The sequence below is a fragment of the Pseudomonas sp. COW5 genome (assembly GCF_026240005.1).
Classification (GTDB): Bacteria; Pseudomonadota; Gammaproteobacteria; order Pseudomonadales; family Pseudomonadaceae; genus Aquipseudomonas; species Aquipseudomonas kribbensis.
In genome coordinates, this window is sequence record NZ_JAPHVP010000001.1 from 284075 (window position 1) to 298729 (window position 14655).

14 protein-coding genes and 1 other RNA gene are annotated in these 14655 nt (G+C 61.7%); 6 read left to right on the forward strand and 9 right to left on the reverse strand.

Going from position 1 to position 14655, the window contains the following annotated elements; all coding sequences use genetic code 11:
- The 3 genes from ccoS to hemN all read left to right on the forward strand — a co-directional run bounded on the left by ccoS (nt 1) and on the right by hemN (nt 2468).
- Nucleotides 1–213, forward strand: coding sequence for a cbb3-type cytochrome oxidase assembly protein CcoS (gene ccoS, locus OQ248_RS01185; RefSeq protein WP_265811833.1), 213 nt, complete (start codon nt 1–3; stop codon nt 211–213).
- Nucleotides 206–889, forward strand: coding sequence for a sulfite exporter TauE/SafE family protein (locus OQ248_RS01190; protein ID WP_265811834.1), 684 nt, complete (start codon nt 206–208; stop codon nt 887–889). The genes ccoS and OQ248_RS01190 overlap by 8 nt, the downstream gene beginning before the upstream one ends.
- Nucleotides 890–1085: 196 nt before the next feature.
- Nucleotides 1086–2468 (forward strand): oxygen-independent coproporphyrinogen III oxidase, encoded by a 1383-nt coding sequence (gene hemN / locus OQ248_RS01195; RefSeq protein WP_119426415.1) that lies wholly within the window; start codon nt 1086–1088, stop codon nt 2466–2468.
- On the opposite strand, the gene OQ248_RS01200 is transcribed toward hemN, so the two are convergent.
- Nucleotides 2465–2947 (reverse strand): hypothetical protein, encoded by a 483-nt coding sequence (locus tag OQ248_RS01200; RefSeq protein WP_265811835.1) that lies wholly within the window; start codon nt 2945–2947, stop codon nt 2465–2467. The two genes, hemN and OQ248_RS01200, sit on opposite strands and share 4 nt — an antisense overlap.
- A gap of 155 nt (nt 2948–3102) precedes the next feature.
- Between OQ248_RS01200 and fnr the strand changes: the two genes are divergently transcribed.
- Nucleotides 3103–3837 (forward strand): fumarate/nitrate reduction transcriptional regulator Fnr, encoded by a 735-nt coding sequence (fnr, locus tag OQ248_RS01205; RefSeq protein ID WP_007951654.1) that lies wholly within the window; start codon nt 3103–3105, stop codon nt 3835–3837.
- A gap of 78 nt (nt 3838–3915) precedes the next feature.
- The gene (locus OQ248_RS01210) at nt 3916–4464 is read left to right on the forward strand and encodes an adenine phosphoribosyltransferase (protein WP_145593277.1); all 549 of its coding nucleotides are present in this window, start codon (nt 3916–3918) and stop codon (nt 4462–4464) included.
- A 127-nt stretch (nt 4465–4591) separates the two neighbouring features.
- Here the strand turns inward: OQ248_RS01210 and OQ248_RS01215 are convergent, their stop codons facing one another.
- From OQ248_RS01215 to dnaX, 5 genes are all read right to left on the reverse strand, one after another.
- Nucleotides 4592–5740: an acyl-CoA dehydrogenase family protein gene (locus OQ248_RS01215; protein ID WP_265811836.1), complete on the reverse strand. Its 1149-nt coding sequence runs from the start codon at nt 5738–5740 to the stop codon at nt 4592–4594.
- Nucleotides 5741–5811: 71 nt separating this feature from the next.
- Complete coding sequence (gene recR, locus OQ248_RS01220; protein WP_085711931.1) at nt 5812–6414, reverse strand: recombination mediator RecR; 603 nt, start codon at nt 6412–6414, stop codon at nt 5812–5814.
- A 66-nt stretch (nt 6415–6480) separates the two neighbouring features.
- On the reverse strand, nt 6481–7515 hold the full coding sequence (locus OQ248_RS01225) for an NADP-dependent oxidoreductase (protein ID WP_265811837.1): 1035 nt from the start codon (nt 7513–7515) through the stop codon (nt 6481–6483).
- 148 nt (nt 7516–7663) lie between these two features.
- Nucleotides 7664–8002, reverse strand: a complete 339-nt coding sequence (locus OQ248_RS01230; protein WP_007951650.1) for a YbaB/EbfC family nucleoid-associated protein — start codon at nt 8000–8002, stop codon at nt 7664–7666.
- A gap of 67 nt (nt 8003–8069) precedes the next feature.
- Entirely contained in the window at nt 8070–10154 is a 2085-nt protein-coding gene (gene dnaX / locus OQ248_RS01235) for a DNA polymerase III subunit gamma/tau (protein WP_265811838.1), read from the reverse strand.
- Between the two features lie 145 nt (nt 10155–10299).
- Between dnaX and OQ248_RS01240 the strand changes: the two genes are divergently transcribed.
- The gene (locus OQ248_RS01240) at nt 10300–11049 is read left to right on the forward strand and encodes a transporter substrate-binding domain-containing protein (protein WP_265811839.1); all 750 of its coding nucleotides are present in this window, start codon (nt 10300–10302) and stop codon (nt 11047–11049) included.
- A gap of 17 nt (nt 11050–11066) precedes the next feature.
- Here OQ248_RS01240 and OQ248_RS01245 read toward each other — a convergent pair whose 3' ends face one another.
- From OQ248_RS01245 to OQ248_RS01255, 3 genes are all read right to left on the reverse strand, one after another.
- Complete coding sequence (locus OQ248_RS01245; RefSeq protein WP_265811840.1) at nt 11067–13022, reverse strand: hypothetical protein; 1956 nt, start codon at nt 13020–13022, stop codon at nt 11067–11069.
- A gap of 230 nt (nt 13023–13252) precedes the next feature.
- An RNA gene (ffs, locus tag OQ248_RS01250) (signal recognition particle sRNA small type) lies at nt 13253–13349 on the reverse strand.
- A 111-nt stretch (nt 13350–13460) separates the two neighbouring features.
- Complete coding sequence (locus tag OQ248_RS01255; protein ID WP_265811841.1) at nt 13461–14627, reverse strand: putative zinc-binding metallopeptidase; 1167 nt, start codon at nt 14625–14627, stop codon at nt 13461–13463.
- Between the last annotated feature and the right edge of the window lie 28 nt (nt 14628–14655).

Genomic DNA, 14655 nt, shown 5'->3' on the forward strand with positions numbered 1-14655 from the left:
ATGCCAGCTCTCTACGTGATGATCCCGGCCGCGCTGCTGATCGTGGCCATCGCCGTCTACATCTTCTTCTGGGCGGTGGACAGCGGCCAGTACGACGACCTCGACGGCCCGGCCCACAGCATCCTGTTCGATGACCAGGACCCGAAGCACACCGCCGCCGTGGACGAAGCCAACCCGGCCAAGCCGGACGACAAGGCGCCACCCCATGCTTGAACTGGCGCCGCTGCTGGTGTCTGCGCTGATTCTCGGCCTGCTCGGCGGCGGGCATTGCCTGGGCATGTGCGGCGGCCTGATGGGCGCGCTGACCCTGGCGATACCCAAGGAACAACGCAGCCGACGCTTTCGATTGCTGCTGGCTTATAACCTCGGGCGGATTCTAAGTTATGCCACGGCCGGATTGCTGATCGGGGTGGCGGGATGGGCGGTGGCCAACAGTCCTGCGGCGTTGTTCATGCGCGTACTCGCGGGTTTGCTGCTGATCGCCATGGGCTTGTACCTGGCTGGCTGGTGGAGCGGCCTGACCCGCATCGAAAGCCTCGGGCGCGGACTGTGGCGCTACATTCAACCGGTGGCCAACCGCTTGCTGCCGGTATCGAGCCTGCCCCGGGCTTTGCTGCTCGGTGCGCTGTGGGGCTGGCTGCCATGCGGGCTGGTTTACAGCACGCTGCTGTGGTCGGCCAGTCAGGGCAATGCAGTCGACAGCGCATTGTTGATGCTCGCCTTCGGGCTCGGTACCTGGCCGGTATTGCTGGCCACCGGCCTCGCCGCCGAACGGGTCACGGCGTTCTTGCGCAAACGCAGCGTGCGCATGGCCGGCGGTCTGCTGGTGATCCTGTTCGGCATCTGGACCCTCCCGGGGCCGCACCAGCACTGGCTGATGGGCCACTGATCGGCGGCGCGGCCATCGCGAGCAAGCTCGCTCCCACAGGTTTTGTGTACGCCACAAATCTCCTGTGGGAGCGAGCCTGCTCGCGATGGGGCCGTATGACTTATACAAATCCTCCCCGTTGATACAAATCAAGATGCCCCGCCGCGCCCTCCCCTAGACTCGCTCACACTGCCAGCCTATCCGGGGGAATGCCCGCATGCTCGACGCCATTCGTTGGGACACCGATTTGATCCGCCGCTACGACCTGGCGGGGCCGCGCTACACCTCGTACCCGACGGCCGTGCAATTCAACAGTCAGGTCGGCACCTTCGACCTGTTCCACGCCCTGCGCGACAGCCGCAAGGCCCTGCGCCCATTGTCGCTGTACGTGCATGTGCCGTTCTGCGCGAACATTTGCTACTACTGCGCCTGCAACAAGGTCATCACCAAGGATCGCGGCCGGGCCCTGCCGTACCTGCAACGGCTCGAACAGGAAATCCAGCTGATCGCCTGCCACCTCGACCCGGCGCAGAAAGTCGAGCAACTGCACTTCGGTGGCGGCACCCCGACTTTTCTCAGCCACGATGAATTGCGGCAGTTGATGGCGCACCTGCGCAAACATTTCAATCTGCTGGATGACGACTCCGGTGATTACGGTATCGAAATCGATCCGCGCGAAGCTGACTGGTCAACCATGGGCCTGCTGCGGGAACTGGGCTTCAACCGGGTCAGCATCGGCCTGCAGGATCTCGACCCGGCGGTGCAACGCGCAGTCAATCGCCTGCAAAGCCTGGAAGAAACCCGCGCGGTGATCGACGCGGCGCGGACCCTGCAATTTCGCTCGATCAACATCGACCTGATCTACGGCCTGCCCAAGCAGACCCCGGACAACTTTGCCCGCACCGTCGAGGAAGTCATCAGCCTGCAACCGGACCGGCTCTCGGTGTTCAATTACGCGCACCTGCCGGAACGCTTCATGCCGCAGCGGCGGATCAACGGCAACGAACTGCCGAGCCCGACGCAAAAGCTGGAAATGCTGCAACGCACCATCGAGCAACTGACCGCCGCCGGCTATCGCTACATCGGCATGGACCACTTCGCCCTGCCCGACGATGAACTGGCGATTGCCCAGGAAGAATCGACCCTGCAACGCAACTTCCAGGGCTACACCACCCACGGTCATTGCGACCTGATCGGTCTGGGCGTGTCGGCCATCAGCCAGATCGGCGACCTGTACTGCCAGAACAGCAGCGACCTCAATCACTACCAGAACACCCTCGCCGGTGCGCAACTGGCCACCAGCCGGGGCCTGGTGTGCAACGCCGATGATCGCTTGCGTCGCGCGGTGATTCAGCAACTGATCTGCAACTTCAGCCTGGATTTCGCCGAGATCGAGCGCAGTTTCAACATCGATTTTCAGGGCTACTTCGGCGCGCTCTGGCCGCAGTTGCAAGGCATGGCAAAGGACGGCTTGATCGAACTGGATCGCGAACGAATCAGCGTGCTGCCGGCCGGGCGCCTGCTGGTGCGCTCGGTGTGCATGGTGTTCGACGCGTATCTGGAACAGCAGAACCGCCAGCGTTTCTCGCGGGTGATCTAGCTCTTCATCAGCAAGGTATTGGTTTTCAGGTTCTGGTCTGCAGTCAGGCCCGATTGGTCGATGACTTTGGCCAGGGACAGGTTGGCGGTAATCAGACCGTTGTTGAGGGCAGAAATGGCGCCTTTGAGGGCAGCGATCTTGGCGAATCGCTCTTCGTTGGAGAGGGTTTTGTTAGCCATCAGCGCGTTGATCTGGGCGTTCTTTTCGGCGATCTGCTGGCGCAACTTGCGAATCATCTTCAGCAATTGCTGGACGTTTTCCGGCAAGCCGCTTTCATCGATATCGCTGTTTTTCCCGCCGACACCGGCGGATTTTGCAATGGCGGCACCGGATAGCGACACTTTGACGCCCTCGACCAAGGTCGGGATTCCCAACGATGCCGCGTCTGTGCCGGACTCATCGTCAACGGAGGTTTCAGCACTTTCCAGCAATGACGCAACGCCACTGTTACCGGGGGTCAGCGTGCCAATAGCAGTCATCGAAGCGGTTCCTTGCATGCCGTCAGATACCTGTTTATCGGCCGCCATCCCTGCGGCTTTATGCCGTGGAGGCAATCTCGCCACAGGCTGGCCTGAATGTCCTCCCCTGGGTTACCCTTACGCCTTATGTGTGTTTTCCCACAAGGATTTAAGAAATGTCCGAGCCAGTTAAACTGCGCGCTCATAACCAGGCTAATTGCAAGGATTGCAGCCTGGCCCCTCTCTGCCTGCCACTTTCGCTGAATCTGGAAGACATGGATGCGCTGGACGAAATCGTTAAACGTGGCCGCCCGTTGAAAAAGGGTGAGTTCCTGTTCCGCCAGGGCGACACCTTCGATTCCGTTTATGCAGTACGCTCCGGCGCTCTGAAGACCTTCAGCCTGAGCGATACCGGCGAAGAACAACTGACCGGTTTCCACCTGCCGAGCGAACTGGTCGGGCTGTCCGGCATGGACACCGAGAAACACCCGGTTTCCGCCCAGGCACTGGAAACCACCTCGGTCTGCGAGATTCCGTTCGAACGCCTCGACGAACTGGCCCTGCAACTGCCGCAACTGCGCCGTCAGTTGATGCGCGTGATGAGCCGGGAAATCCGCGACGACCAGCAAATGATGTTGCTGCTGTCGAAGAAAACCGCCGACGAGCGCATCGCCACGTTCCTGGTCAACCTGTCGGCGCGCTTCCGCGCTCGCGGGTTCTCGGCCAACCAGTTCCGCCTGAGCATGTCGCGCAACGAAATCGGCAATTATCTGGGGCTGGCGGTGGAAACCGTGTCCCGGGTCTTCACGCGCTTCCAGCAGAACGAACTAATCGCCGCCGAGGGTAAGGAAATCCATATCCTCGACCCGATCCAGCTCTGCGCCCTGGCTGGCGGCTCGCTCGAAGTCTGATCTCGACCCGCGGCCGAGCGTATCGTTTCAGCCGCGGGTATACTGCGCCGTTTGCAGCCCTGCCAGGACACCTCGACGATGGTCTTCGACTCCTTCGACATCAAATCCCTGATCCGCCCAGTGATCGATTTCCCGAAACCGGGCGTGATCTTTCGCGACATCACCCCGCTGTTCCAGTCGCCAAAGGCCCTGCGCCTGGTGATGGACAGTTTCGCCCACCGTTATGTGGAAGCCGATTTCACCCACATCGGCGCGATGGACGCGCGTGGTTTTCTGATCGGCTCGGTGCTGGCCTATCAGTTGAACAAGCCGCTGGTGCTGTTCCGCAAGCAAGGCAAACTGCCGGCGGACGTGCTGGCTGAAGGTTACGCGACCGAGTACGGCGAAGCGTTCCTCGAAGTGCAAGCCGACAGCCTGTGCGAAGGCGATTCGGTGGTGATGTTCGATGACCTGATCGCCACCGGCGGCACGCTGATCGCGGCGGCCAACCTGATCCGCCGCATGGGCGCCCGCGTTCATGAAGCGGCAGCGATCATCGATCTGCCGGAGCTGGGTGGTTCGCAGCGCCTGGAAGACATGGGGATTCCGACGTTCTGCCTGACGCAGTTTGCGTTGACTGACAAGTAAGCGGCGCCTGCCATTACGCCTTCGCGAGCAAGCCCGCTCCCACATTCGACCGCATTCCCCTGATGGAACACGATCGAATGTGGGAGCGGGCTTGCTCGCGAAGGGGCCGGCAGCCTCACTGCAAAACCTAAAGCCCCATCTGCTTGCTGATGATCTCGTTCATCACTTCCCGCGTCCCGCCGCCAATCGACAAGATGCGGTTATCCCGATACAGCCGCTCCACCAGGCTTTCGCGCATGTAACCCAGCCCGCCGAGAATCTGCACCGCTTCGGTGGTGATGCGGTCCGAGGTGTCCGTGGCGAAGTTCTTGGCCATGGAGATTTCCTTGATCACGCTCTGCCCCGCCGCCATCTTCGCCGCCTGCCGGTAGGTGAACTCCCGCGAGACTTCCAGCGCCGTGGCCATTTCCGCGAGGCGATGTTTGATCACCTGGAACTTGCCGATGGGTTTGCCGAACGCTTCACGCTCCTTCGCCCATTTCAGGCTCTCTTCCAGCGCCAGTTGCGCGGTCATGTTGGCCATCAGCGCCAACGCCAGACGCTCGCTCTGGAAGTTGCCCATGATGCAGGCAAAGCCCATGTTCTCCGCGCCGATCAGATTTTCCACAGGCACCCGGCAATCGTCGAAGAACAATTCAGCCGTGTCTGACGCCCACCAGCCCATTTTCTTCAGTTGCCGGCCAACGGTAAAACCCGGCGTGCCCTTCTCGATCAACAGCAGGCTGATGCCGCCAAAACCGGGCGCGCCGGTACGCACCGCGACGGTGTAGTAATCCGCGCGTAAGCCACTGGTGATGAAAGTTTTGCTGCCGCTGACCCGGTAATGATCGCCGTCGCGTACGGCGCGGGTCTGCAGGTTGGCGACGTCGGAGCCACCGCCCGGCTCGGTCACTGCCAGCGCACTGATCTTCTCGCCGCTGAGCACTTGGGGTACGACGCGGTCACGGACTTCGGGCCGGGCCCATTTGACGATAGGCGGCAAGCCGATATCCAGCGAACCAAGCCCGGCGACCAGTCCGCCGGAGCCACAACACATGAGTTCTTCGCTGGCGGCGATCTTGGCGAACAGGTCACCTTCGTGACTGCCGCCCAGCGCTTCGGGATAACCGATGCCGAGGATGCCGGCCGCACCGGCCTTGAGGTACAGCTCGCGGGGGAAGCTTTCGGCTTCTTCCCAAGCATCGATGTCCGGCAGGATCTCGCGCTCGACGAAACGTCTGACGCTGTCGCGGACCATTTGGTGGCTGGGGTCGAAGTATTCCTGGAAGGCGGGCATCGGCGAACTCCATGGAAGGGTTCGCCGAACTTAACCGAGCGCTTGCTTGGTTTTCAACAGGATTGTGTGGCTCAGAGAGAAATCGGCTTGCGCCCGGCAAACGAGTGGGCCAGCGTGCCGCCGTCCACCAGCTCCAGTTCGCCACCCAGCGGTACGCCGTGAGCGATACGCGAGGCGATCAAACCTTTGTTGTTGAGCAATTGCGCGATGTAGTGCGCAGTCGCTTCACCTTCCACGGTCGGGTTGGTGGCGAGAATGACTTCGGTGAAGGTGCCCGCCTCTTCGATCCGCGCCATCAGTTGCGGAATGCCAATGGCTTCCGGGCCGAGCCCGTCCAGCGGCGACAGGTGCCCCTTGAGCACGAAGTAGCGACCACGGAATCCGGTCTGCTCGACCGCGTACACATCCATCGGCCCTTCCACCACGCACAGCAACGTGTCGTCACGACGCGTATCGGCGCATTGCGGGCACAGATCGTCTTCGGTCAGCGTGCGGCACTGACGGCAGTGTCCGACCCCTTCCATGGCCTGGCTCAAGGCCTGGGCCAGGCGCGTACCGCCGCTGCGGTCACGTTCGAGCAACTGCAACGCCATACGCTGGGCAGTTTTCTGACCCACACCCGGCAGAATTCGCAGGGCGTCGATCAGTTGGCGAATCAAAGGGCTGAAGCTCATGGGGAAAAAGTCCGACAAAACAACGAGACGCGGTTTATACCCGCGCCTCCGGCCAGCGTCAAATCCTCAGTCCCAGGCGACCCGCACCACCAGTTTGCCGAAGTTGCGCCCCTCCAGCAGACCGATAAACGCCTGCGGCGCCTGCTCCAGGCCATCGACCACGTCTTCGCGGAATTTAACCTTGCCCTCGCGCACCCACGGCACCATGGCGCTGATGAATTCCGGCTGACGGTCGCCGTAGTCGTCGAACACGATGAAGCCCTGAATCCGTACACGCTTGGTCAGCAGGGTGCGTTGCAAGGCAGGCAAGCGATCCGGGCCTTTCGGCACTTCGGTGGCGTTGTAGCCGGCGATCAGGCCGCACAACGGGATCCGTGCCTTGGGATTGAGTAACGGAACGACCGAATCGAAGACATGGCCGCCGACGTTTTCATAATAGATGTCGATGCCTTTCGGACAGGCCTTGGCGAGTTGCTCGGCAAAGTCCAGCGCCTTGTGATCGATACAGGCGTCGAAACCCAACTCCTCGACCACGTATTTGCATTTCTCGGCACCACCGGCCACGCCAACGGCGCGCAGGCCTTTGATCTTGGCGACCTGGCCCACCACCGAACCTACCGCGCCCGACGCCGCAGCGACTACCAGGGTCTCCCCTGCTTTCGGCTGGCCAATATCCATCAGCCCCATGTAAGCGGTCATGCCCGGCATGCCCAGCACACCGAGGGCCATCGACGGGCTCGGCAGCCCGGACGGGATCGGGATGATGTTGCGCCCGTCGCTGAGGCTGTGGCTTTGCCAGCCCGTAGCGCCGACCACCAGATCGCCGACCTGGAATTTTGGATGACGCGATTGCTCGACCCGGCTGACAGCCCCGCCGGTCATCACCTCGCCGATTTGTACCGGCGCCGCGTAGGACGGCGCGTCACTCATACGCCCGCGCATGTAGGGATCGAGTGACAGGTAAAGGGTCTTGAGCAGCAACTGGCCGTCTTCAAGATCCGGCAGCGCTTCGCGCTCCAGACGGAAGTTCTCGGGCGTCGGCGCGCCCACCGGCCGCGAGGCCAGCACGAAGCGTTGATTGAGAGTCAGAGGGTCGGACATGTCAGCGTCTCCTGTGAATAGTGAATTCGGAGGTATAGGGAGCAGACCGTTGCAGCTATTGCGCGTTCGATGTTTCGTCAGCCGGAAACGAAAATGCCAGGCGCGATGCCTGGCATTTTTTGTAGCTCATCTGCCACCCGAAGGCGAATCAGAACGGCAGTTTCATACCGGCCGGCAGGTTCATGCCAGCGGTCATGCTGCCCATTTTCGCCTGGCTGTTGGCTTCGATCTGACGCACGGCGGCGTTGACGGCAGCGGCTACCAGATCCTCGACCACTTCACGGTCGTCTTCGTCCAGACCCGGCAGAACGCTAGGGTCGATGCTGACTTTTTTCACGTCATGACGGCCGGTCATCACCACGGTGACCAGATCGCCGCCGGCCTTGCCGGTGACTTCTGCGTTGGCCAGCTCTTCCTGCATCTTGGCCATTTTTTCCTGCATCTGCTGTGCCTGCTTCATCAGGCCGGCCATGCCACCTTTCATCATGGTAATCACCTCAAAAGTACTTGGATCAATACAGCGCCCGGCGACTTGCGCCGAGCGCCTTCAGTTATTAGCCCTGACTGACCAGGGCGTCGACAGGTTCAATAGTATCGTGTCGCACGACCGCGCCGAACTGCTGGACCATCTGCTGGATGAACGGATCGCCGTGGATCGACTCCTCCGCCTCGCGCTGACGGTTGGCACGACGCCGGGACGCAGCCTGGGCCGGGGTTTCCTGCTCGGGCTTGATCAGCTCCATGCTCAGGTTCAGCGTACGACCGTGATACTGGTTCAAGGCATCGTTCAGACGCCGCTGTTGAGTGGCATTGAACAAGGCGCTGTGGGCCGGGTCCAGGTGCATCAGCCAGTTGTCGCCATCGACCGCGATCAGCGTGCAGTTGGCGGCGATGCTGCCGGTCATGCCGGAAATCGGCAGTTTCGGGAACAGTTCCAGCCATTGCAGGGCCAGACCGGTGGCCGGCGCGGCGGCGGGTTCCGGCTCGGGTTCGGGGGCCGGTTCAGCGGCGTGTTCGCTGGCCAGATCGTCAAGGTAACTGTAGGCCGAATCCATGTCCGGCTCGATGTAGTCCTCGTCCAGCGGCGGTTCATCGTCCATGTCCATGCCTGGCGTGAAGGCATCGACTTCGGCCACGGACGGCTCGGGGATCGGCGCAGCGGCCCATTCAGGGGCATCCGGCACGACGCTGTCCGGGGTCGGCAGCGGCATTGGTGGCAACTCTGGCTGCTCGGCGGCCGTTTCCAGCACCGGCTCTACCGCTGGCTGTTGCACAGGCGCCGGTTCTACCGGGTCATTCCACGGCAGATCGACGACTTCTTCGACAGCGACCGGTTCGGGTTCCGGCTCAGGCACGTGTTCAGGCGCAATCACCGGGGCAACCGGTGCAGGCTCGGGAACAGGCGCAGGTGCAGGTGCAACCACCGGAGCCGGCGCAACAGCCGCAGCAACTACCGGCGCAGGTTTTGGCGCGGCAGCCACTGAGTTTGCGGAATCAACTGTGGCCTGGCTGATCCCCACTGGCTTTAGCGGTTGCCTCGGGGCGTCCGCCGTGTCTGCCGGCCGGAAGGCCAGCATCCGCAGCAGGACCATTTCGAAACCGCCTCGCGGGTCCGGCGCCAGCGGCAAGTCGCGACGGCCGATCAGGCCCATCTGGTAGTAGAACTGCACGTCTTCGGCCGGCAAGGCCTGGGCCAGTGCCAGCACCCGGTCACGGTCGCCGTGGCCGTTGTCGACACCTTCCGGCAAGGCCTGGGCGATGGCGACGCGGTGCAGCACGTTGAGAATTTCCGAGAGTACGCCATTCCAGTCCGGACCTTGTTCGGCCAGGTGGCGCACGGCTTCGAGCAACGCCTTGGCGTCACCTTCGATCAAGGAATGCAGTACGTCGTAGACCTGACCGTGGTCCAGCGTGCCGAGCATCGCCCGTACGTCGGTGGCCAGAACCTTGCCCTCACCGAAGGCGATGGCCTGGTCGGTCAGGCTCATGGCGTCGCGCATCGAACCGTCGGCCGCGCGGCCGAGCAACCACAGGGCGTCGTCTTCGAACGGTACGTTTTCGGCGGTGAGGACGTGGGTCAGATGCTCGACCACACGCTCGGGCGTCATGTTCTTCAGGGAGAACTGCAGGCATCGCGACAAAATCGTTGCCGGAAGTTTCTGCGGGTCGGTGGTCGCCAGGATGAACTTGACGTAGGGCGGCGGCTCTTCGAGGGTTTTCAGCAGCGCATTGAAGGAATGGCTGGAGAGCATGTGCACTTCGTCGATCAGGTAGACCTTGAAGCGCCCGCGGCTCGGGGCGTACTGCACGTTGTCGAGCAGCTCGCGGGTGTCCTCGACCTTGGTCCGGCTCGCGGCGTCGATCTCGATCAGGTCGACAAAACGGCCTTCGTCGATCTCGCGGCACACCGAACACTCGCCACAAGGGCTTGAAGTGATACCTGTTTCACAGTTCAGACATTTGGCGATGATCCGCGCAATCGTCGTCTTGCCGACGCCCCGCGTCCCGGTGAACAGGTAGGCGTGGTGCAGGCGCTGGCTGTCCAAGGCATTGATCAGAGCCTTGAGCACATGGGTCTGGCCGACCATTTCGCGGAACGAGCGCGGACGCCATTTACGTGCAAGAACCTGATAACTCATCGAAAACCGTCGCGGCAAAGGAAGCAGAAGCGGCTAATGCTAGCGGAGCAAGGGCAAAATTGCATCCGGTGCGCTCTTCTATTCTGGCTAAGCTGCATGGGCGGAGGCATTTGTCGGCACGGGAACGGGAATTACCGGAGCATTTATGCGGTGGGCCGTGGGGGCAATACTGGGAATCAGTCTGAACGCGATGGCCGCACAGCCGCCGCTGCGTTTTTCCATGGCCGACAGCTGGGCGATGCCGCTGGTGCAATACGAACGCGGCCGACCGGCACAGGGCATTCTTTACGACATGATGCTCAGCCTCGCGACCCAGGTCGGTATGCCGGCAGAGTTTCACGTCCTGCCCCGCACCCGCGTGCAGAACGCCATGGAACACGGCGAAGTCGACGTGCGCTGTTACGCCGCACAATCCTGGCTGCCGAACCGGTCCGGCGATTACATCTGGAGCATTCCGCTGTTCTTTCAGCGTGATCTGCTGATCAGCCGCCAGGATCAACCCTCCAGCGTCGACCCGGCCCACCTGCCCCGCCAGTCGATCGGCACCGTGCTCGGTTACAGCTACCCCACCCTGCAACCACTGTTCGACGCCGACCGCTTATGGCGCGAAGACGCGCGCAATCAGGAGCAGGTGCTGGACAAGCTGCTGGCCGGCCGTTACCGCTACGCCGTGAGCAATCAATGGACGCTGGACTGGTTCAACCAGCGCCTGCTGCCGGGGCAGCAACTGCAAGGGGTGGCGGTGTTGCAGGAGCAGCAGGTCGGCTGTTACGTGCGCAACGATCCGAATGTGCCGGTGCAGCGGATATTGAGGACGCTGCTGCAGATGAAAATGTCGGGGGAGATTGATGACATTATCCGGTTGTATACCGGTGCCCCCGAAAACGCCCCATGACCCTTTGAATCGCTCGATCAATGCCCCGCCGTATCGCGGAATTTCTGGTATTCGTGATATTCGACCCAGGCAACCACATCGTACGGCACGTAAAGCTTCAGCCTGGCGCGGGAAATGGCGATGTACACGGCGCAGATCCGCTGATCGAACGCGTAGGCATCCTTGAATTTTTCGTTAGTCAGCAGCCCGGGGGTCAACAGCACCTTGTCAAACTCCATGCCCCCCGCTTCTTCCGCCAGCATCAGCATGCAGCCGTTTCCAGTGCTGTCGATCATTCGGTTCAGACGTGTCAGGTCGGCAATCATGAAGCCGTTTTCCAGCTTGGCCCTGACCCGCAGAAACGACTCGTCGAACCGGTTGGCGTCACACACCGCTTGCCAGTCAGGCAGGTCGCTGAAGTACGGATGCACGCCGTTTTCGCTGAATTCCGAGCGGTAGAAGTCCGGTTTGAACAGTTCGATGGCGGTGGCCATGAAATGCTTCAGATCATCCTGGGTGCGCTTGTCCGGGAATCTGAATTTGCAGCTGGAATCGTGCAGATGGATGGCCCAGATCATGGTGTCCCACGGCGAGGCCGTCAGCACCACGCTACCTTCGGACGGCACGAAGCCTTCCGGATATTCCTTGATGACGACGTCGGCATCACTGGCGCCTTCGAACGGAATCTTGCCCTTCTGCGAGTGCCGGGCGATCAGCGGGTTGACCAGCCGCTCGACGTTGCGGCCCGAGCGCACGGAATAGCTGATATCACTTTGGCGAACCTCACGGTGGCGCTTGACCGGCACGCCGCTGGCCTGTTGATACTCGTCGCCGAGGGTGATCAGCACCTGGCGGCCGCGTTCGATGATCTGCAACAGCGAGCCGGGAATATCCTGGCTTTCGTCGATCAGCACGTGGGTGTAGCGCGCCGGCACCACGCAACCGGCAATGCAGGCCCGTTTGATCATCAGTAGCGCTTCGAAACCGGTCTGGCTGCCCCACGCCGGATTGAGCTCGAGGTAGCCCCACACTCGGCTCGAATACTCCAGCAGCACCTGAGCTTCCACGCTGGAGAGCGGCTGGTTGAAATGCGGCAGATGCTTCGCGGAAAAAGTGTGATCGCGGAAACGGCAGTAGCGCTCTATCACCTTGAGGCAGAGCTCAAGGGTCGCTTGCCCGTCGTGGTGGCGAAAACCGTAGATGTTCAGTTCCTGCGCCAGCGCCTGCCGGGTCGGGATTCGCGCCCCCTCCGCCTGAGGCCTGCGACCAAGCATCAGCGACTGGGCAAACGCCAGGAAGGTCTTGCCGGCCTTCTTCTCGCCCGGCCCCACCATGCGCTGGCGAAGCACTTCCAGCTTGGCCGGGGTGCGCGCCAGCAACAGGGTTTTCTCCGGCCGCAGATGCTCCAGCAACGCCACCAGCAGATGGCTTTTGCCTATCCCTGCGTAGCCTTGAACGTGCAGGTCTTCGTCCAGGTTGGCGCGGAAGGTCCTGACCAGTTTGTCCTGTGCCGGGCTCAACCAGCGCTCGCGCTGCCGGGGCGTCACGATCGGCTGACTGAACGGGTCATGGCTGCGGTGGCGCCGGACTTTGTATTCGAAATCCCACTGACCATCGGGCAACAAGTAGTCGCGTACGGACACTTCTTCGGCCAGCAGGAAACGCAGGTTCAGTGGTTTGAGAACTTTCAGGCCGAAATACAGTTTGCGCGGATCGAACAGTCGTTGCGCTTCCGACAGCAGGCCCGCCGTTGTTGACTGCCGCTTTTCGGCAGCCCAGGACAAGAGCCTGGCCAGAATTTTTTCTGCCGCCACGGCACCGAGATCCTGCTCTGTCGTCTGCACCAGATTCTGGATGACCAGCACTGCCGCCAACTCCGGATCGGTCAGGGCTTCGAGGGCTTTGGTGCCACTCGCCTGCAACAGGTTCGCGCAGGTTTCATCCGTGACGGGCAAGAACACGGGGCTGGATAGATCGGAATGTTCCGGGAGCATAAAACCTCGCGGCCAGGGCAAAAACCTACTTGGTCGATCCTGGCCAGACTCTTCGATTATTTCGGTGGCTGCGAGTATGCGGGATTGGAGAGCAAATGATTACCCCGTGTCGACGCCCTCGCGAGCAGGGGTTTGGGAACGAACCGCCAAATCGCAGGCATAAAAAAACCGCAGTGGGCGAAACCCATGCAGTTCGGTGTTGATTCGTTCGATGTTCGTTAAGGTGGTAACCCTACCAGCCACACCCCGGCACACAATGTTCCCGCTGTGGCTGCTGCCTTCCGGCTCTGACCAGGTTCACGGGTAATCGTTGCGGGGGGACCGATAGGGTCACCATAACGACACTCGCCTGTCGGCGAGCCGCGCCATTGTACCTATCTGAGACGAAGTTACAACCGCTCGTTGCAGATTAAAAATATGAAGGGCTTCAAGCACTTGCTATTGCGCCTGAAGCACCTCGTCCGCGCGGCCACCCTCTTGCTGGATCACCAGATGAATGAAGTGCAGCTTGGCGATTGCCGCCGGGGGCAGCACGAACGGATAGAAATCCGGCTGGCCCATGCTGCGCGACAGTTCGTTGAGCATGCCGGCCAGTTCGATCCACGCGTTGACGAACGACAGAAACGCCGCGCCGCCGGGATGCCCGGGGTCGTACAGCGTGCTCGACGGAAACGGCTGGTAGTCGAGGTCCATCTCCCGGGCGCTCATGCCGAAACCCAGCGCCGTGTCCACCGCGTCCATCATGTGCAGGTAATGGGCCCAGGTTTCCGCCCAGTCTTCCCACGGGTGCATGGTGGCGTAGGCACTGACGTAATGCTGCGACCAGTCCGCCGGCGCGCCCTGTTGATAATGCCGCTCCAGCGCCTCGGCATAACTGGCGCGTTCGTCGCCGAACAGGTTACGGAATGAGCCGAGCCAGGGGCCGTTGTCGATCAGTCGATCCCAGTAGTAATGCCCGACCTCATGGCGAAAATGCCCGAGCAGCGTGCGATAGGGTTCGTGCATCTGCGCCCGGACCTGTTCGCGATGGGCGTCGTCGGCTTCTGCGATGTCGAGGGTGATCAGGCCGTTGGCGTGGCCGGTCATCGGTGCATTACCTTCCAGATCGACGCCGATGAAATCGAACGCCAGGCCGGTTTCTTCGTCGACCGTTTTCGGGATGACCGGCAGACCAAGGCTGATCAGTTGCGCCACCAGACGGCGCTTGGCGATTTCCACCTTGCGCCAGCGCTCGGGGTTTTCCGGGACGGACAGGTCGGGAATGGTGCGATTCAGATCGCAGGCAGCACACAGCGTGTCGTGATCGTTGGCGGGCAGCAGCCAGTTGCAGGCCGCCGGGGTATCGAGATTGGCGCAACGCCGGAACAGGCCGGCCTCGGGATCGGCATCCAGCGTCCAGGTGCCTTCAAACGGCCCCGGTTGCAGCGAGGTCAGCCGACTGTGTTCCGGTTGATAACCCAGCGCCGCGTTGCAGGCCAGGCACTGACTGTTGCGAAAGAACAGCGACTGGCCGCAGCGGCACGGCCAGACTTTGCTGTTGCGCGAGGATTCGCCCATGAACGGCGCGACGATGCGGGAACTCAACTGCTCGAAAAAGCGGTACATGGCGATCTCTCCCTGGGGCTTGCCAAGA